We start from the raw sequence: 19,797 nt of genomic DNA, 5'->3' as shown, positions 1-19,797 counted from the left end.
GAGGCTCTGATCCCAGCCGTATCAAGGGATCCTTCAGCCCGACAAGCGCGTTGAGGTGTCGGGCTGAGCCGCGATTCTGTCGGGCTGACGCTCATGGCGTGACCAAGAACGTCAGTGCCAGTGCATCCCCCATAGGGGGATGCACTGAAGGATCTGCTCGACCAGGGCACAGACCTGTGTGAAGTGCCGCAGGGGTGGACAGCATGGGTCTGCCTTCCTCTGCGCGCGTCGACGCGCTCCCCGATGAGGTTCTTGCCGAGCGCCTCTCCGCGCTTCGAGGCGACCCGACCCTCTGGCGGTCTGAGCTTGGTCAATCCGTCCTCGCGGAGGCGCGCATCCGCTTCGCGCGGCTTGCGACCGCGTGCGGACTCGACGAGAGCGACGGCGCCAGCTATGCCTGGTGCTACTGGACGCAGGAAATGACCGATGCTCAGCTGACATCGCGGCGCAGTGAGTTGTGGAAGTTCACCGGCGGAGCGATCCGCAACCACATGGCCACCGAGAGCATGGCACAGTCGCGGCTCACCTCTACCCGCGCCGTGCGGCAGGTCGCCGTCGTCGGCAGGGAGGCGCCGTTGCGGTTCAACTCTGCCGAGGCTCTCGCTGGCCTCAGCGCCAGCGACCTCGTCGCTGACCCGTTCAATGACGAGCGGCCGGAAGTGCCGCGACGATCGACGGGTCAGCTTCAGGCGATCGCTGCCGTCAAACACCTTCTCGTGATGGCGGGTCTCACCCCCGCTCAGCGCGATCTGGTCCTCGATGAGATCGCACGACACGTGACCACGTCGTCGAGCATCCGGGCTGCCGCTGAGGCGATGTGCCGGACCCCCTCACCCGCCACCCCGCTCGGATCAGATCGCTGGAAGGCCCTCAGCGCGCTCGTGCTCGGCACAGCGAAAGGAGCACCCGGCATCATGCACCTGATCGGGCACGGGCATCCATCGCCGATGTCGGAGCCGCACATTCAGAAGCTCCTCCCCGTTTTCCTGCAACAGGACGGTGCGGTCGCCGCAGGGGTGGCGTGACGACCCAGCCCATCGCCACCGAAGGGGGAATCGGACGAATGGTCTTCGCGATCCGCGGCACGAGCCACTTGACCGTACCCATCGGCACAGAATGGTCCGGCGGGGGGCAGCGGGCGCGTGAGCTCGCTGACTCGATCACCCAGGTTGGGCTCCTGCGACCGGTCGTCGTGAACTCGAACGGTGAAATCGTCGATGGTAAGGAACGCGCCCGGGCGATTCGCATGCTCGGAGCCGTCGAGGCGCCGGCGATTCGCATCGACCTCTCCCCTACGGACGTCACTCAAGCGGCCGCGATCCGCGGCTGCTGCAAGGGACACGGGCTCGCGACCCCTTCCTTCGTGGGCGCATCCCGAGCAACCCTCGACCGCGTAGACAAGGTGTTCAGCGTCGCTGAGGACGCCACGCTTCCGCTTCCTGTGCGCCTCATCGCGGCCGAAGGCGTCGCGCAGATCGCCGCCGGCGAGTCGGCAAACGGCGTACTCAACCGAGTCACTGCCGCGCTGAGCAGCCAGCAAACGACCTCACGGTACCCCGAGCTGGCACATCTCACCCATCCGGACGCAATGCGTATGGCGGCGTATCTCGACACGATCGATGACGCTGCGGAGCTCGAGCTGGAGCTCAGTGTCCTCCGCTTCACCGTCGGGGATGCATCAGACGATTCTCGGTCTCTCGCAATGAGCGTCTACGCACACATGCAGAACCTTGCGCATGCCGCAGACGCCGACCACGCGGGGGCGATCTCTGCCGCCATCGCCGGAAGCGCGCTCCCGCCCCACCTCCGTGAACGCTGCGCCGAGGTTGCGACTCAGCTTGAGCGCACCGCGGACAGCATTCGACGCGCACTGACCATGGAGCTCACACAGTCATGACCGATCAGATCACCCTCGAAGACCTCTTCGACCTGTGCCTGCAGACCATCCGAGATGAGGGCGTCGACACTGCACAGGTTCACCTCTCGCGCATCACTGAAGCATGCGGAACAACCGTCGAGGCGGAACTCCCCCGGTTCGTTGCGGCCGCCGAAGGCGACGCCGAAGTACGGGCTGATCTCCTCGATGAGTTGCAAACGATGGGCGCCCTCATGCAGTTCGTGCCGCCCGCTCTGCCCGAGTATGACTTCTCCGTGCCGGAGAAGCCGATTGCCAGATCGGGCATTGAGCTCGGCGCGGCCCACAGTCCCGCGGACGTGGGATTCCTGTTCGGCTGACGACCAGCATCTCGACCGAGAGGGGGTGACCGTCCATGCGGATGATGATCCGCGACACACGCCATGCCACTGAGTGGGTGAACGACCTTCTCAACAGTGCCATCAACATGGGCGTCACCGACCTTCAGATTCGTCTTGACCGTGACGAGAAGCAGCTCACAGTCCGCGCGCGTCTGAATCGAGTGATGGAGGAGGTTGCGACCGCGTCGGGGGACTTGTCCTATGAGATCGTCAATCGGATCAAGTCGCACGCCTCGATCTCGACGGGGCCGGCTCAAGCGATCGCCGATGGTCTGTACGTGCACGAAACCGGGTACAGCACGCACGATCTTCGTGTCGCGCTCTTCCCCTCGGTCGAGGGTGAGGCTTTGGCGTTGCGGCTTCCCGCAAGCCAGAAGATGCCGACAATCGACGACGTCGCGTTCAGCGAGTTGAACCGGAGGCTTCTCGATTCCCTGCTCGGAATGCCGAACGGTCTCCTGCTGATGGCTGGGCCCATGGGCGCCGGCAAGACAACGACGATGTACGCGATCCTCGGCGAGCTGGGCGGCACTGACAAGAACGTCTTCACCGTCGAGGATCCAGCCGAACGGGTCGTGCCGGGCGCTGTGCAGATTCAAATCAACGAGAATGCACGCAACGGCTGGCCAGAGGTACTTCGAGGGCTCCGCCGTTCTGACCTTGAAGTCCTCATGATCGGTGAGGTGCGCAACGGCGAGCAGGCACAGGCGGCCCTCGAGATCGGAAACGCTGGCGCGAAGGTTGTGTCCTCCATCCACGCCAACGATTCGATCGGTGCCGTACACCAGCTTCTCGAGCTCTCGAAGACGAGCCCCCGAATGGTCGGGAACCAGCTTCGCGGTGTCGTCTCGCAGAGACTTCTCCGAGTCCTTCACAAGGCGTGCGCCGGCGCCGGATGCCAGGAGTGCGATGACTCCGGCTACAAGGGCGTCCGTCCCATCCACGAAGTCCTCGTCATCGACGACGTCATCGTGCAGGCGATGGTCGACGGGGCATCCGCATCTGCCCTCCGCAGCGTCGCGCAGGGCCAGGGAATGGAGACGTTGTGGCAGTGCGCGCTGCGACTCATAGACGACGGCGTCACCGACCACCGCGAAGCAGTCCGGGTGTTGGGCCTCCAACCCGCAACCGAGCGAGGCCCTGACATCGAAGGTTCCCCGATCACGACAGATAACAGCCCTGAGGAGCTAGACCATGAACGAACACGCAATGCCTCTGCCGCTTCCGCTGCCCGCAGTGACGGACGCGATGCCAACGGCGACGCTGCCCCCGATGTCGCAAGTGCCCGGACGATCGCAGCCGGACATCCCCCAGCAAGACTCCTCCCCCTCCCCGGATCCGCACCCGGCTGAGAAGCTGTACCCGGCACCCTTCCGATCCCTCGGAGGGCATGACCGGGGCCGCCTCATCGACGCATACGAGGAGTTCGAGGATCTGCTGATCGCCGCCATGGGGAAGTTCCCCGACTGCTCGGACGTGCAGTTCGTGGGCGGCGGGAATCTCTGGGTCCATGAGAACGGCGCGGAGCACCGCACCACTGTGGAACTGAGTAACGAGGATCATCTGTTGCTCTGGGCGAAGATCTTCGGCCGCTCCGGCGATGGAGACCGCGACCTCCGGGAAGGTCCCTCGGGCTCGGTCGAGAACGCGATCGACATCGCTGGAGTACGCCTCCGCATGACGTTCAGAAGGCAGATGGGAGGCTTCGCGCTCAACGTCCGTATCCTCTCCCAGGAGCCGCCATCGCTCACGAGCTCGCGATTCTCCCGGAACCCTGTGCCGGATGCCCTGATCAAGTTGGTCATGGAGAACACGAGCGGCCTGATTCTGTTCGAGGGTCCGACCGGCTCGGGAAAGTCGACGATGCAGGCGGCTCTGGTCGCCGAGGTGAACAGTACGCAGCAGCGTCACATCTACACCCTCGAAGACCCCGTCGAGTTCGTGCACCACTCTCACCGCTCGCTGATCTCCCAGCGTCAAGTCGGAACCGACGTTGACTCCTTCGAGCAAGGTCTCGTGACCGCGAAGCGTTCGAAGCCCGGCGTCATCCTCCTGGGAGAGCTGCGAGACAAGACAGTCATGCGAGCTGCCATCAACTCGGCGGCGGAGGGCCATCTCGTCCTTGCTACCAGCCACGCGTCCGACGTCGCTTCGGCGATTGCCGCGTTCGTCGGCAGTTTCGGCGCCGACGAGCAGCCCGAGATTCGTCAGCGGCTTGCAGGATCGCTGCGCGCTGTGGTCGTCCAGCAGCTCGTGCCGACGACGGATGGGAAGGTCGTGCCCGCGAGGGAGCTGCTCGTGGTCAACTCCACGATCGCATCGAAGATTCGCGAGACCAGCTCCTCAGAGAAGCTCGAAGCCGCGCTCCACTCGTCGGGTGCGAAGGGGGAAGGCACGTTCTCGCGCGACGAAGACCTTGTCCGGCTCGCAGTCGCACGCATCATCTCCTTCGAGACGGCGGTAATGAAGGCGTCGCAGCCGAAGGAGGTCGAAGAGCGACTGATTCGCAATCACATCCACCCATCGGCTCGCCCATCGGGTGAGTAATCGGTCGAACATGCCGCAGGGGTGGGCATGCACACCCCCAAACACGGAGGAGCGGACGGGATGTCCCACACCACGCAGGAAGACAGCGTCTCGGCGAACCCACCACGGCCCATGGTGACTGAAGAGGACATCGCCCGGATGGCGGGCCTCGACGTTCAGGCAGTGCGCGACATGCTGAGCGGCGTCACGCCCATCCCCGAACACCTCCAGGGAGTGATCCCCGCACCGGCAGCACAGCTCACCTCATTCGTCTGGCGGCCGGAGGACGTCGTCGGCATCGACGAGCGGATCGCCGAAGCGCGAGCGCGCTTCCAGCAGCAGGAGGCGCAAGAGGCGGCACTGCTCGCAGAGGCGCGCGAGAAGAAGGACGCGCAACGAAAGGAGGAGGTCGATGACTTCCTCCGCCGACGCGAGCAGGAGCGAGCCGATGCTGAGGACCGATTCGGCACCGATACCTCGGCCGACGCTGCCCTCCCATTCTCCAACCGCCAGGGTCGAATGGGGTGGTGGAAGACCCTCGTCACTTCGTGGCGAACAGTGTTCGGGCGTTCCGATGATGGCCTCGCCCCTACTGTGTCCACGTCCGCTCAGGCTGCTGTCGAGCTGGACTCGATCCGCTCGGCTCAGCGGATCGTCGGCGAAGAAGACACCGTCGGTGAACCCGAGGACTTCGTTGTCAGCGGATCCAACACCGTGCGCACACGCTCTTCAACCCGCGAGATGGACGCCCCCGCCCCTTCGGCGCGCCAGCAGCGCCGCGAGGAGAAGCTGCTCGCGAAGCAGGCTGCTCGCGCGGAGCGTGAAGCGGCAAAGCGAGAGCGCATTGCCGCGAAGGCTGAGCGCAAACAGTCTCCTATCGGTCTTGATCACGACCCGGAGCGTCTGGACGACCCGAACGACGCTGACCTTCTCTCCGATGCTGCGCTCTCCCGGGAAGATAAGCGAGCGCTGAAGTCCGCGGAGCGGGCCGCTCGCGCCGACCAGGCGAAAGCTGCCAAGGCCACCAAGCGCCTTCTCTCGGAACGGGAGAAGGCGCCCAAGCTGAGCGCAGACGAGAAGAAGGCGAAGCGAGCAGAGCTGCAGGCCGAGAAGCGTGCAGACAAGGAATCGTCGGCGCAGGCGAAGAAGTCCCGGGACCGGGCGTACAAGGAGGCCATCGAACGCTGGAAGTCGGATGTGAAGGTGGCGAAGGCCAACGGCACGAGGCCGCCCCGTCGCCCAAAGCGCCCGAAGAATGACACGTCGAAGCCGAAGTCCATCGACGTGACCAACGCTGTTCGTGCCCTCGCGACGATGCTCGAGAACTCCCCCGGCGAGCTCGACTCGATTCGTGTGATGGCGCGCGAGTACGAAGGCACGCAGATCGGAGAAGCGTTCCGTCGCATCCAGTTGCGAGTCTCCGATCAGAACGCGTCGCTGGTGGAGGCGTTCGCGCCCGAGCGCGTTTTCCCGACCGAGGTGCACAACATGCTCGCGGTCGGACAGAAGACCATCGCCCCAGGGCCCGCACTGCGCACGGCAGTGAAGCTGATGGATGCAGGCAACGACGCACGTCGCAAGCTGCGTAGCGAGATCTCGGAACCTGTCGCGGTCGGACTGCTCTCGCTCGCGGCGCTGTTCGCGACGGCTTACGGTGTCATGCCGTCGTTCGTCGAGATGTACAAGAGCTTGGAGATGCCGGTGCCGCCGGTCTCTGCAGCCATCCTGGTGATGAGCGATGTGACGGTGTGGGTGCTTGGTGCCGCCTTCGCGCTCGTGCTCGGCTACTTCATCTGGTACTCCGTGTACGGCAGAACGTGGGACCGCTGGCGAACCTGGTTGGACACCTACGCGCTCCACATGCCGCTCATGGGGCAGGCGAACATGACCCAGCAGACGTACCAGCTGCTCAAGGTGCTCGGGGCATACATCAACGTGGGTGCGCCGGAGCGGGAAGCGCTCGTCGACGCTGCGGCAGCAACGAAGAACCGGGCGATCAAGAAGCATCTGCTGACCACAGCTGAGCTCATGATGGCGGGCCGCCGCACCTTCGCTGGCACGTTCGACAGTGAACTCTTCCCCTCGATGGCAAAGAACATCATCGGGATCGGCGAACAGGCCGGTCGTGTTCCTGAAGCTCTCCTGGACCTTGAGACCGTTTACGAGCGGGAAGCCGAAGTCGCCACCCAGCAGGCAGTCTCGAGGGTGTCCGGGACGGTCGCGGGAGTCTCCTCCCTCATCTTCACCGTCGTGGTGACCATGGTTACGGTGCCGCCGCTCGAGATGTTCGGTTCGACGCTTTCCTACGGGCAGTAGCGCATGCGGATGCAGGAAGAGGTCGTCGTTGTCGCGCCTTCGAACGCAGCGCCAACGGGGCGTCGCCGGCGTCGCCTGGCCTTGAGTATCAAGAACCGTCGCTCCACCGCCATCGCGATCGGCGCAGCCGCACTTCTGCTACTCATCTCCGCTGCGGCGCTCGTGGTCCCCAGGTTTGCATCACCCCAAGCTCTCCCTGACACGGCGGCCATCGCCGGCGTCGGCCCGATCAGCGAAGCGCAGCAACGGTTCCGCGACGAGTTTGGCAGGTTCGCGCCATCGATGAGCGAGTTGGAGACCAAGGGGACCCTGCCGTTCATCCCGCCACCCAATCTCTGGTTCACGACGGGGGCGTCCTCTGACGGTGAGAGCTACTTCGGAGCAGTCAGGAACAGCAACGACGAGTTCGCGGTGATCATCGTGACCGCATCGACCAGGGACCAAGGCGCAGGCGGAAGCCTCAACGATGCGATCGACGCAGCAGGCTGGTCGGCCGACAAGCTGCACGCTGCTGGGCTGGATGCCAGGATCCTGCGAACGACCGAACACGGGGCGAAGACGGTCGATGGGGACCGGATCCTGACCCTGACCACCTCGCCCGAGAACGCGACGAGCATCGCATCAATAGTGCCCGTGCCGCGATCTGGCACCGGCGACACTTGGCAAGAAGCCGTCACAGAGGCTGGCGGAGACCCTGCGGGGTGGAGAGTCGACTTCACTCCCGATGACACGCCTCGCACCATCAAAGCTAGCGACGGCGCCGTCTTGACGCTTGCGCGGGGTTCTCACGGCGTTGACGCTCGCATCGACCCGCCCACCAAGTCGAGCCGCCCCTCCACCCGCCCCGAGACTGCGGCATCAGAGCTCGGCATCACCTCAAAGCTGGGCGCCCTTAACGGCTCCTTCCGATGCGCGACCGCGATCAGCGCGAACGGGGTGCACTCGGCGACGCTGTGCGAGGACTCGGCGGGGACAGTGCTTATCTTCGCCACTACGGGGCACGCCGCGGTGGGCAGCCAAGGAGCGTTCGCTTCGATCGGAGCTGACGCTCTGTGGACATCCCGGACCGGTGTCACGCTGCCCACCACGGATGACCTGTTCTAGGCCACCGCTCCCTGTTCAGGCCTCTGATCTGGGAAATATGGCCCCAGAGTGCTGCTCAGCGGACGAAGCGACCACTAACGAGTAGGAGCAAAGACACCCCGTCGCGCCCCACCCCTCAACATCAGGAGTTCCCATGGCAAACCCCTTCCTCGTCCTCGGTGGCGTCGCTGTCGGTGTCGTGACGGCCGGCATCGGTGTGCTGCAGGTCCCCGGCTGGATCGACAGCGCGAACGACTCCGCGGCAACCAACGACCTCGCGCAGATCTCGCTGTCCGAGGAGGCCGCCAACACGCAGGTCGGTCGCTACATCCCGCAGGCGAACCTCATCTCGGGCGAGTACGGCACCCCCGCCGTCAAGACCGGCGTCAAGATCCAGCAGTCGTCGGGCGTCGTGTCCGCGGTCGCCCTGAACGCCGCCGGCGACCGCTGGGCAGCGATCACGGTGTCGAAGTCCGGCAACGTGTTCGTCCGCACGAGCGACTCGACCACGGTGATCAAGAGCACCTCGAAGCTCAGCGCGGCGATCGCCAACTCCGCGTTCAGCGGCCTGCCGACGGGCGTCACCCTCGGCGGCACCATCACGGCTCCGACGATCACGCTTTCGTGATCCAACGAGGAGGCGGCCACCCCCAGGCCGCCTCCTCGTCGTCGTCGCAGTCAGGGAGCAGATCCCGGTGCGGCCAACTCGCTTGACAGCATCAACCAGGAGATACTCATCATGGCAAACCCTTTCCTCGTCCTTGGCGGCGTCGCCGTCGGAGTCGTGACCGCCGGCATCGGTGTGCTGCAGGTCCCCGGCTGGATCGACAGTGCGAACGACTCCGCTGCCCGCAACGATCTCGCCCAGGTCGCCCTCGCTGAGGAGGCCGCGAACACGCAGGTCGGCCGCTATATCCCCGAGGCGAACCTTCTCTCCGGAGAGTACGGCTCCCCCGCCGTGAAGACCGGAGTCAAGTTCCAGGAGTCGTCGGGCGTGAACAACGTCGTGTACCTCTCCTCCAGCGGCAACCGGTGGGTGGCGCTCTCGCAGTCCAAGTCCGGCCGCGTCTTCCTCCGCACGAGCGACTCCACCGCGGTGTATGTCTCGAACGCCAAGCAGGTCGGCAGCGACCTCATGAGCGCGATCAGCTTCACCTCGCCTTCGGGTGGGACGGTGACGATCAGCGCGTCTGGTGTTCTCACCGGACTCTCGGGCTTCTCGGTCGGGACGACCGGCACTCCGGCCGCCACCCACACCCTCGCGACGGTCTTGGCCGGCTCGGGGACACCGATCACCGTCACCAACTGACCTCCACGACAAAGGGGCGGCTCGCTTATGCGTGAGCCGCCCCTTTGTCGTGCCGCAGGGGTGGGGACCATGCGAGATCGTGCGAGCAGTAGGGCTGCGTGGACATGCTGAGCTGGCCAGCTACCGTCGTCCTCGTCTCTGCGATGAGCGCGGGCGTCGCGTTTCACTTCGACGGCTCGCGCGCACTTCGATCCCGTATCGGAGCGGCCGCGGCCGCCGGGTTCCTGGCCCTTCTTGGCCTAGTCGTCGGCGGGCACACCGCCCCGCCGGCCTTGGCCGCGACAGTTGCCCTTCTCGGTGCCGCCGCCGTCATAGACCTGCGAACGATGCGGATCCCCAACGCGGTCAGCATCGGGCTCGCAGCTGGCGCCCTGTCCGGTTGGGCCGCCGGCGGAGCTCCGCTTCCCGCTCTCATCTGTGCCTTCGCAACAGGCCTGATCATGCTTGCCGCGTATTCGTTCGGCGGCACGGGCGCCGGTGATGTCAAAGCGCTCCCCAGCCTGGTGCTCGCCGCAACAACGCCCTGCGCGCAGCTGCCTACTGCGGCATTCGTGGCGTCCTCGGTTCTCCTCGCCAGCTTCGGCATCACCATGGCCTTGCATCAGCTCGGACGGATGCGGGTGAACGAGCCGGTACCGCTCGCGCCAGGGCTGTTCCTCGCCGGCGTGGCTGCTCTCGCCGTCTACGCCTGACGCCGACACCTGGTTGCCGCAGGGGTGGGCAGCGGATAAGTCTCTTGCTCGGATCGGACTGGGATGATCTCGTCACATACTCACCGCTCGCGGTTCCTTTCGAGGCTCCGCGGTCTCGCCAGCGACGATCGCGGAGCCTCCCAGCCGCTCCTTCTGCTCGGCGCCGTTGTCGTCTTCGCCATCATCAGCATGGCGTTCGGCGGCGGCCTGCAGTCAGCCATGACGTCCATGCAACAGCAGAAGGTCAACGGGGAGCTCGCATCCACAATCAGTGCCACTGCGATGCGGGAGGCAGCGAAGGGCTACACCGCCTTGTCCGCGCTTCCCACGACCACTGATATCAGCGTCAACATCGCAGGTACAGCCGTCCAGGCGCAACGCAGCCTGACACTGAACACCGCAACCAGCACGGCGACGGTGACCGTGAGCGCGCCGAAGTACGCGGGCGGGAAGTGGGGCAGCATCGCAGACTGCTCGGCGGCGGCGACCAACTGCGTCTCGGCGACCGAGACCTCGACGCTATCGATGTCCGAAACCTTCCCCAAGGTGAAGGGCATCTCCATGCTCGACGGGTCCGCGAACATCGCCGATTCCTCCGAACTCAACTGGAAGGACGTCGCCGTCGGCGATGGCAACGCCGTCGCAATCGACCGAGACGGAAAGCTGTGGACCTGGGGTGCGAACGCCAACGGTGAGGCAGGACGAGGCGGCACGGGGCCCGTGAACACCCCCGCCGCGCTCACCGGACTGACCACCACCTTCCGCAGCGTCGCGGCCGGCGCAAACTCGATGTACGCGATCGACGAGGACGGTCACCTCTGGTCCTGGGGTTTGGGTTCCAATGGCCGGCTCGGAAACGGGTCCTCTTCGACTGTGACGAAGCCGAAGATCACCGACACGAGCACCGAATGGCTGTCGGTGTCGGCAGGAGCTTCTCACGCGTGCGCAATCGACACCAACGGCGGCCTGTATTGCTGGGGATCAGCAGCCGGCAAGTGGCGTGCCGGCACAGTCGACGCGTCCGTCCCTACACGCATCATCCCCACCGGAGAAACGCCCGGATCAGCGGCATCCACCCGGTTTACGTCCGTCGCCGTCGGCGGGACGCATCAGCTCGCAGTCGACGACAGCGGTGTGGTCTACAGCTGGGGGCAGAGCGAGTCCCCCGCTCTCGGACTCGGTTCCACCACCACAGCTACGGCACCCACGAAGCTCCCTCCGACATCATTCGGGGCCGCTGTGGTCAGCGTCTCCGCATCTTTGGATACATCGTTCGCCATCGACGCCTACGGTCGCCTCTACGGGTGGGGCGCGAATGGCAATGGTCAGTTGGGCAACGGCGACAACAGGGGCGCGGGACTTCCCGTACGCGCAGCCTCGAATCTCCTCATCCGAAGCGTGTCGTCCAACGGCGCGACGACCCTCGCTGTCACTCGAAGTGGAGAGCTGTACTCCTGGGGCGCGAACAGCAACCGCGTTCTTGGCGATGGGTCCATCGGCGGACGAACGCTTCCGGGCCTGGTCGTGGACGCATCGCGCTTCGACAAGGTCCTCGCTGCAGGAAACAGCGGATGGGCGATCGACACCACAAATCGACTGTGGTTCTGGGGAGAAGGCTCCCCCGGCCTCTGGGGAACCGGGGATGCGGAAGCGGCGCCGCGTGACTTCGCAACACAGAACCGCATTCGCTCGAACGGCGGAGCAACTGTCACGGCGGTTGCCGTCGGCAGCGCGCACACCGTGACACTCGGCGACGACGGCACGGTCTGGAGCTTCGGTGCGGCATTCGCCGGTCAGCTCGGCAACAACAGCACTGCTTTGCCAGCGACGGGCAAGGTCGTGAAGGCGTCGGCGAGCTACTCCGAGAAGGCGAGCTCGGTGACAGCCGGCAACGGCTTCGTGATTGTCGGCGGACGGCTCGGCACAACCGTCGGATCCGGCGTCAGCTCCAGTGGGCAACTTGGCGTCACCTCCTCCACGACCTCCCCGAAGGCGGTAGCGGGGTCCTACTCGAGCGTCGCCGCGGGCGGCCGTCACGTCGTAGCTATCACGCGCGACACTGGGCGCGTCGTGGCATGGGGAGCAAACGACTTCGGTCAGCTCGGAAACGGCACACGGACAAGCTCCGCCGCTCCTGTTGAGGTTCAGGGGCTGCCCACGGGGGTCGGATTTGTCGATGTAGCAGCGGGCGACGACTTCTCCATGGCGCTGGCCGCGGACGGAACTGTCTGGACCTGGGGACGGAACAACTCTGGACAGTTGGGCGACGGGTCCACGATTGATCGGGACGTCGCAGGAAATGTCCTCGCGACCCAGAGCGTGGTGCAGATCGGGGCAGGCGCGGAGCACGCCCTCGCCGTAGCTGTCGATCCGGTTCGCGAAACACAAGCCATCTTCACGTGGGGCAAGAACGCCGGCGGCCAGCTGGGCATCGGTGATCAGAGCGCCCCCAGGACAGTCCCCGTTGCGATCGGATGGCCTTCGAGCACACCAGTGGTCGCGGTTGACGGCGGCGCCGACTCATCGACCCTCCTGACCGCAACCGGCAAGCTGTACAGCTGGGGCGCGAACCCGACGACGAACGGGCTGGGACGCCCTGCCCTCACCCCCACGGAGATGCCGGGTCTGACGGCGGCAACCTTCATCGCCATCGACGCCACCGCAAGCCACACAGTGGCGCTGGACAACATCGGCGATGTCTGGGCATGGGGCGACGTCAGCGGCGGCCGCGCCGGCTCGGCCGCTTCCGCGACGCCCACGAAGGTTCTCTCTGGCAGGACGGTCGTCGCTGTAGCCGCTGGGACGACGAACACGATCGCGGTCTCCTCGACCGGCGCTGTCTGGGTTACTGGCTCCGGCGCCGAAGGGCAACTTGGCCGAGGATCCACCACTGACGCGGCCGACTTCACCACGGCGAGCCCGTGGGCAACCACCATCACCGCCAACTCACCCGCGTATGCGAAGAGTGGCCCGGTCCGCTTCGCCTCAATCGCGGCTGGTGGCTCGAACACCGCGGCGATCGACAGCAACGGCCACCTTTGGATGTGGGGCGCCGGCCTGGACGGCATGAACGGTCTCGGCACGAACACCAACTCCCTGACGGCGGCATTGGTGAGCTCCGCGGCGCGGTTCACGAGCGTCTCCGTAGGACTGAGGACGGTCCTCGCGACGACCTCGGACGGAGCCGTCTGGGCGTGGGGATCGGGCATCAACGCCGGCAACGGGCGCACCTTCGACACTCGACTGCCGCAGCGAATGAGCATCGTGGGCTCGTACAGCATCGTCGCAGCGGGCGCCGCGCATGGAGTCGCGGTGAGCCGCGACGGCGCAACCGCCTTCTCTTGGGGTGCCAACGAGAGCAAGCAGCTCGGTACACCCACTGCGTCGACGAGTCGGATCACACCGTTCCGTTCCGCCGTGCAAGGGATCATCGCCGCAGTCGCGGGGACGAGCTTCACAGCTCTTCAGTCAACGTCGGGCATGACGACCTGGGGTCCGGCGCCTTGGCCTTCGCTGCCTGCGTCGCCGGGACAGAGCAAGAGCATCAGCGGGTCGGGCGGCGCCTTCGCACTAGTGACGGGCGCAAGCGCGTTGAAGACCTACGGCGTGGACTCGAGCGCACCGACAGCGGTGGTCTTCACCAACGTCGCCACCTCCACCCGGCATGTGGCTGCTCTCGACGTCAACGGTTCGGTCTGGACGTGGGGCATGAACACCTCCGGCGAGCTGGGGCGTGACTCCGCGGCGCCGTCAGCGATGGTCACCACCATCGGAGACAGCAACCGAACGGTCTTCAGCCCGCAGATGTCGGCCACTCGAATCACAACGACATGGCCCATCGCACGCATCAGTGCATCCGCCCCGAGGACCTTCCAGGTCAACGTCGACGCGAACATGCCCCTGTTGAGCATCGTCTTCGACTGCGAGGACGGCAACCGGTACATGACACCAGCCGTACCGTCATCCGGAGACTTCGACTTCGCGAACGTCACCTTGCCGGATGCAGTGGCGGGGTGCACAGCTCCGGTCATGTCCGCAGTTCTGGACGGCGCACCGCTTCGAGCTGCCGACGTCAAGGTTGTCCTCGCGCCGCTCGTGTACGCGACCGGGGCAAAGCCATGAGTGTGATTGCCGCAGGGGTGGGAGCCATGATCAAGCTTCGACGACGCCTCAACGCGCTCCGCAACGACGAACGAGGCGGAGTCCTCATCGTTCTCGGCTACGCAGTGATCGCCGTCTCGATCCTCGGCATTCTCACCGGCATCGCGATCACATCAAGCATGTCGAACATGAATCAGCGAGCATCGCAGGCCGCGGAAGCCAGCATGCGGTCCGCCATCGGCTCGATTCTCGCTGAGGTCAATGCGAACCCGGATACCTCCACAGTCGTGGCAGGCATTGGCGGCCGAACCTTCAACACGTCCGCTCACGGTGGCACATCGGTGACCACGAAAGTGTCGGCGGCACGGTTCGACGGTGAAACCGTCTTCGTCGACGTGAATGTGCAGGCCAGCGGTCGGATGTCGTGGACACGCGCCGGCACTGCAAGCTTGAAGCTCGCGCAGGCGACAAGTCTCGCCGATCTTGACGGAAACCGCGCAGTATGGGACTTCGCGGCCGGAAGGGACGGCACCCCGAACGCAGACCAGTATGTGGCGTTGTGGACAATCGGTCAGATGTCCCTCCTCGATGCGACGACCGGCACCGGGATCCCGGCGAAGCCAACGGGGTTCGCGGTCACGAAGTCTCTCGTTTCCGACAAAGCGACCTTCACGTTCACGACACCGGTGTGCTCGTCAGGTACCTCGGTCGAGTTCCAGTCTCGGACCCGCATGGGAACGGACGTCTGGTCACCGCGCGATGGGCTGAAGACGAAGATGGGCTCGATCGCCCCGGGCCAGCAGATGACCGCCGAGGGACGCGCCCGTTGCTCGACGGCATCCCGAACTTCAGAGTGGGTCGTCCTCACTGCGCAGATCATGCGTTCAACGGAGATTCCCGCCGCCCCAGCGGTCTACATCGACATCGACGGCGCCGGCAACGCGAGTGCTCGCGCAATCTCATCTGTGACGCCCACCGCGGGATTCTCCATCACCGAGCAGGTGCGTCTGAGGGTCGACGGCGGCACATGGACGACATGGAGCGCCAACAGCGCCGCCCAGATCGCGCTTCGATCGGGGCAGACCGTGGACGCTCAGGGCCGCGTTCGCGTGGCATCCGCAACGAGCGAGTCCGGTTGGATCGAGTCGACAGTCGTGACGCTGCGATATGTCGCACCCAACGCAGGCAGCGGCGATCCGTCCGTCCCTACTCCGACTCCCATCGCGACGTACGGACCAAGCCCGACTCCTACGCCAACACCGACGCCCGTCGCACCCAGCATCGACGCCTCCTTGCAATACCGGGTGCTCCGAATCGGAGACAACTACGGAGCGTTGAAGACTCAGGGTGAAACGTCCGGTGTCCCAGGCTCTGGTGTCCCGATCGAAGACTGGAATGTCGCGTTCAAGTCCGGAGCCACCGCTGGCGGAATCAGCTGGTACGGGCACTGGGCGAACCTTGGATGGCGAGCGAGCGCACAGCTGACTTCTCCGGCCAACGCAACATCTCTCACCAACACGTGGGGATTCCCGGATCGGAAGGGCCTCCAGATGGAGGCAATCTCCTTGACCACAACCGGCGGGTGGGCAAGCGCCTACTCGGTCACCTACCGCGTCTACGTCAGCGGCGTCGGATGGACTGCCTGGGTCGCCGACGGAGCCACGGCGGGGACCACCGGTCAGGGACGAGCGATCGAAGCAATCGAGATCAAGCTGGTGAAGCGATAGGGGCGACGGCCTGTCGCAGCAGTTGCCGCAGGGGTGGTTCCCGAATGGCCCACCGACAACTGCGGGGAGAATAATGCACAGGCTTCGCAAGGCTGCACGCGCGTTCGCCGGCATCCGCCGCGACGAGGGTGGGATGACATTCCTTCAACTCGCAGCTCTGGTCATCGGGCCCATCGTCATCGGCGCACTCGCTCTGGGTATCCTCTCGGCCGTCCGCCTCGGCGGCGATCTCACGACGATGTTCACACGCGACGCCTCCATGACGCAGATGGTCGAGCGGATGCAGTTGCAGCTGTCCAGCGCCACAGCCGTCGATGTCACTGACGAGTACAGCTTCACGTCCAAGGATCAGCCGTCCAAGCGGCTCGCGTACTACATGCCGACTCCCGGAATGCCAGCGTTCTGCACGACGAACTCGTGGTCGTTCGTAGACAAGGGAGACACCCGGGCACTCGTCAACGTGCAGCAGACACACGAGAGCGACTCCTGCGACTCGAGGGTCACCGGTGAGCGACGATGGGAGCTCACCGGTTTCGCACCAGACTCGCACTTCACCTACACGAACGCTTCCGGCCGTGATCTTCACTACGCCGGCGGCGCTGAGGGTGGAGTCACAGCCTCATCGAACGCGCGCCCGGAAGGCCTATTCGCGAACGAGTGGGCATTCAGTCAACCCAGCATCGTTGATGTGAACGCCGAGATGAATCAGGTGTTCGGTTCCACGACCGTCAAGTACTCCGCGAAGACGCCCCTCAAACAACCGCGTCCTGGCGTTGTGGATACTGACCTTGGTCAGCTTGGGCCTCCTGTCATCGAGCGCTCCTTCCGTTCCGGTGATGTCTTCCGAGCCACCCTGTCGGCACTCACTGTGCTGGATGACCCTCGAACCGAGATTCAGTGGTCTTGGCGACAGGCTCAGAACGTCGGAGCCACGGCGACGAGCTTGCCCACCGAATCTCAGTGGGGCACCTGGCAGGCTTGGACGACGCTGAACTACTTCGATGCCACCGTTCTCCAAGGTGCGAAGTGGCAGGTGCAAGCCAAGTACCGGGTGGTGCTGAGCGGGAGGACCGCCGAATCCGAGGTCGTGACGATGACGTGGGTTCGGCCGATCGCTGCGCCGGCGCCGCCGACCGTAAACATCGCTCACGACGCGGCGAACAAGAAGGCGACGATCAGTTCGGTGCCAGCGACTTGCGCCCCGGGCACAACCGCGGAATCGCGCACGCGCTACTACCTGAATGCTGGAACGTGGACGTCTTGGGCTGAGGGCGCATCGCAGACAATCAGTGTCCCCGAGGGGGCCCGCATCACTGCAGCGGCGCAGGCTCGGTGCCGTACACCGTATGCAGTGAGCGAGTGGTCGAAGTCGTCCGCTGAGAAGCAGTCCGTCCAGCAGATCGTCACCGCGCCGAAGATCGAGTCGATCGTAGCGACGCTCGAGGGACCAGAGTGGAACCTGTACGGCACGCTGCAGGCTTCCCTGTCCAGCTGTCCTGCGGACACGACGTACGCTGCGGGTTGGGTAGACCGTCGCAACGAGGACCCCGCGATGGCTACTCCGAACCCTTCGCTGAAGGTGACCGAGCGGCCCTCCTACCTGTCCTCGCTGCTCATTCGAGAGGGTGAGCGCTACCAGGGCCGGATTGTCGCGAAGTGCGTCTCTCCGTACTACTCGGCGTCACCCACCGCGTCCCGAGACTCGGCATGGGTGATCAACCCGATCAAGTCCCAGCCGACGGTGACGAACGTCGTCTCAAGCATCGACTCCAACCAGCAGGCGCGGGTCACCGCAACCATCGGAACGTGCCCGGCCTGGCTGTCCGTGCGGTCTCACTCGATCAACACTCAGACCAACCAGCCCACCTCCGACGGACAGTGGACCACCCTGACAGGAAACGTCGACTGGGTCGTCCTGGAGATCTTCCAGGGGTCTCAGTTCACGGCCGGAGCGGGAGCGCGCTGCGTCAGCAGCTACACCCAGGGCCCTGAGAATCGAGTGTTCGACTCGGCCGCGCGTGTGAAGCCGATCACCACACAGCCGTCTCTCTCCGCATGGTGGGCGACGACCAACCCCGCCTGGGGTTTCGGGAACGGGACCGTTGGCACAACGTGCCCCGCGGGCACGAGTCTGCAGGGCTACGGCCAGTCTGCAGTCGACTACGAGGGCTGGAGCGCCGGTTCCTGGTCGATTGGCTTGCCCAACGGAGGCAACTTCACCTGGGATGCCGGACGCTGGATGAACGAAGGAGCGCGCTTCCAAGCTGCCTTCCATGTTCGTTGCATCAGCGGTTTCGCGATCGGTCCGCAGAACGGCCCCTACATTGCCGGCACGGTACGTCCGATCACGTCGACGCCTTGGTCGGACGTCTCGACTGGCTGGGCGACGCTCTATCACTACAACCCGCGCGGATGCCCCGCTGGTACGAGCTACCAGTGGGCGTACCAGACCCAGAACTCCGCGAGCGGGTGGTCCAGCTGGTCTGACTGGATGGGCGCCGGGTCCGTGGGCGGCTACGGCACCCGATCCGGGAACACCCCCTACGGCGAATCCCTCCGCGGCTACGTCACCATGCGTTGCGTGAGCGACTTCACGCAGGGTTCGCAAGTCCAAGCGATGACCGGATGGTCCGGCGCGCGCCCATGGCCGGCCCCCTCCACACCAGGTGGACTCTCGGTCAGCGGCGGGGTCGTCCGATTCTGCGACAACAGCGGCTGGTCCAGCGCCGGCATCTCCTGGTCCCCCTCGGCGTACGCCAGCTACTACGGCGTGTACGCGAGCTGGCGGAACTCCTTGGGTGGTCGATCCAGCAAGGACTTCGGCACGACCGGAGGTACGTCGATGAGCCTGTACGCAGGCGGGCAGGTGAGCGGCACACTGAGCGTTATCGCCAGCGTCACGGCGTACAACTCCGCCGGGTCGAGTGGCACTGCGAGCATCTCCCCGTCGCAGGCTCCGGGGTGCGTGAGCTGAACGACAACACGAACGCCCGACCAATTTGTCTTGGCCGGGCGTTCGTGTTGTCCGACGGACGATCAGCCGATGGTGTCGATGACCAGGATCGAGGTGGACTCGGGAGTACCTCCGAGTTGGGTCTGCGCATAGGCGATCGCCTCATCACGAGTCGAGAACGGCCCGCCGGAACCCTTGTTGACAGCCCAACGAGGCTCGGATGTGCCGGATCCATCCACGTAGGACATCATCCGCGTGACGATCACGAACCCCTTGCCGGTCGCGGAGCTCTGCCGCTTCACTTCGGCGAGCATCCGGTTGATTGCCTCGCCCTGCACCTCGGAGTCGGAGCTGTTGATGCCGTCGGCCTGTGATGCTGCCGCTGTGGCAGCGGCGTCCAGGACAGGCTGCGGGAGCGGCTGGCCGGCGGCGAGGTACACCCACTGTCCGTCGGGAAGCTGATAGGCGCGGTCCTGGCCGCCAGCGCGGGCCGCGGCGTTGAGCTGCTCTGCGGCGGATGCGTCGATGGGGTCACCATTTCCGACTCCCGCAGGTAGGTCGATCGACGGCGTGGGAGTGGCCGTCGGCTGCTGAGCTGCGCTCGTGGCGGACGGCGTGGGTGATGGGGCGGTTGCGGTCGGCTCGGGGCTGGTGCAGCCGCTGAGCGTGATGGCACCGGCGACGAATGCCGCGAGGGCGATGGTCTTGAGCGTGGCGTTCATGGTTCTGGGTCTCCGTGGTTCCTGGGGTGATCTCCGTTCGCTAGAGGGAGCCATTTGCTCCGCTGCTCATCACATGCACGGTATTCACCACATTCGTTCTCACTACGCTCTC

General features: G+C 65.2%; 14 protein-coding genes. 13 read left to right on the top strand and 1 reads right to left on the bottom strand.

All coding sequences use genetic code 11. The features are described from left to right. Positions 1 to 203: 203 nt before the first annotated feature. The 13 genes from HMPREF1529_RS11325 to HMPREF1529_RS11265 all read left to right on the top strand — a co-directional run bounded on the left by HMPREF1529_RS11325 (position 204) and on the right by HMPREF1529_RS11265 (position 18,984). Entirely contained in the window at positions 204 to 1,025 is an 822-nt protein-coding gene (locus HMPREF1529_RS11325; protein WP_016464926.1) for a hypothetical protein, read from the top strand. Beyond that, positions 1,022 to 1,897 carry a ParB N-terminal domain-containing protein gene (locus tag HMPREF1529_RS11320; protein ID WP_016464925.1) on the top strand — a complete coding sequence of 292 codons (876 nt, stop codon included), beginning with the start codon at positions 1,022 to 1,024 and terminating at the stop codon, positions 1,895 to 1,897. The genes HMPREF1529_RS11325 and HMPREF1529_RS11320 overlap by 4 nt, the downstream gene beginning before the upstream one ends. After that, a complete protein-coding gene (locus tag HMPREF1529_RS11315) occupies positions 1,894 to 2,235 on the top strand; it encodes a hypothetical protein (protein WP_016464924.1) in 342 nt (113 codons plus the stop codon). The genes HMPREF1529_RS11320 and HMPREF1529_RS11315 overlap by 4 nt, the downstream gene beginning before the upstream one ends. Before the next feature lie 77 nt (positions 2,236 to 2,312). After that, on the top strand, positions 2,313 to 3,608 hold the full coding sequence (locus HMPREF1529_RS16330; protein WP_157831608.1) for a GspE/PulE family protein: 1,296 nt from the start codon (positions 2,313 to 2,315) through the stop codon (positions 3,606 to 3,608). Beyond that, entirely contained in the window at positions 3,505 to 4,803 is a 1,299-nt protein-coding gene (locus HMPREF1529_RS11305; protein ID WP_332248136.1) for a type IV pilus twitching motility protein PilT, read from the top strand. Before HMPREF1529_RS16330 ends, HMPREF1529_RS11305 begins: the two co-directional genes overlap by 104 nt. A 60-nt stretch (positions 4,804 to 4,863) precedes the next feature. Beyond that, positions 4,864 to 7,098: a type II secretion system F family protein gene (locus tag HMPREF1529_RS11300; RefSeq protein ID WP_016464921.1), complete on the top strand. Its 2,235-nt coding sequence runs from the start codon at positions 4,864 to 4,866 to the stop codon at positions 7,096 to 7,098. A gap of 81 nt (positions 7,099 to 7,179) precedes the next feature. Continuing rightward, positions 7,180 to 8,202 (top strand): hypothetical protein, encoded by a 1,023-nt coding sequence (locus HMPREF1529_RS11295; protein ID WP_157533929.1) that lies wholly within the window; start codon positions 7,180 to 7,182, stop codon positions 8,200 to 8,202. A gap of 133 nt (positions 8,203 to 8,335) precedes the next feature. Next, positions 8,336 to 8,809 carry a hypothetical protein gene (locus HMPREF1529_RS11290; RefSeq protein WP_016464919.1) on the top strand — a complete coding sequence of 158 codons (474 nt, stop codon included), beginning with the start codon at positions 8,336 to 8,338 and terminating at the stop codon, positions 8,807 to 8,809. A 111-nt stretch (positions 8,810 to 8,920) separates the two neighbouring features. Further along, positions 8,921 to 9,490 carry a hypothetical protein gene (locus HMPREF1529_RS11285; protein ID WP_016464918.1) on the top strand — a complete coding sequence of 190 codons (570 nt, stop codon included), beginning with the start codon at positions 8,921 to 8,923 and terminating at the stop codon, positions 9,488 to 9,490. A 104-nt stretch (positions 9,491 to 9,594) separates the two neighbouring features. After that, on the top strand, positions 9,595 to 10,182 hold the full coding sequence (locus HMPREF1529_RS15415; RefSeq protein ID WP_232212142.1) for a prepilin peptidase: 588 nt from the start codon (positions 9,595 to 9,597) through the stop codon (positions 10,180 to 10,182). A gap of 63 nt (positions 10,183 to 10,245) precedes the next feature. Beyond that, a complete protein-coding gene (locus HMPREF1529_RS11275) occupies positions 10,246 to 14,304 on the top strand; it encodes an RCC1 domain-containing protein (protein ID WP_016464916.1) in 4,059 nt (1,352 codons plus the stop codon). A gap of 26 nt (positions 14,305 to 14,330) precedes the next feature. Continuing rightward, positions 14,331 to 16,010, top strand: coding sequence for a hypothetical protein (locus HMPREF1529_RS16165; protein WP_036283389.1), 1,680 nt, complete (start codon positions 14,331 to 14,333; stop codon positions 16,008 to 16,010). Between the two features lie 133 nt (positions 16,011 to 16,143). Beyond that, positions 16,144 to 18,984, top strand: a complete 2,841-nt coding sequence (locus HMPREF1529_RS11265; RefSeq protein WP_157533928.1) for a hypothetical protein — start codon at positions 16,144 to 16,146, stop codon at positions 18,982 to 18,984. A 62-nt stretch (positions 18,985 to 19,046) separates the two neighbouring features. Here HMPREF1529_RS11265 and HMPREF1529_RS11260 read toward each other — a convergent pair whose 3' ends face one another. Then, complete coding sequence (locus HMPREF1529_RS11260; protein ID WP_016464913.1) at positions 19,047 to 19,685, bottom strand: hypothetical protein; 639 nt, start codon at positions 19,683 to 19,685, stop codon at positions 19,047 to 19,049. Positions 19,686 to 19,797 lie beyond the last annotated feature (112 nt).

Source organism: Microbacterium sp. oral taxon 186 str. F0373 (genome assembly GCF_000411455.1).
Lineage (GTDB): Bacteria > Actinomycetota > Actinomycetes > Actinomycetales > Microbacteriaceae > Microbacterium.
The sequence above is the reverse complement of the archived record's forward strand: the minus strand, read 5'-3'. Positions and strand labels throughout refer to the sequence as shown.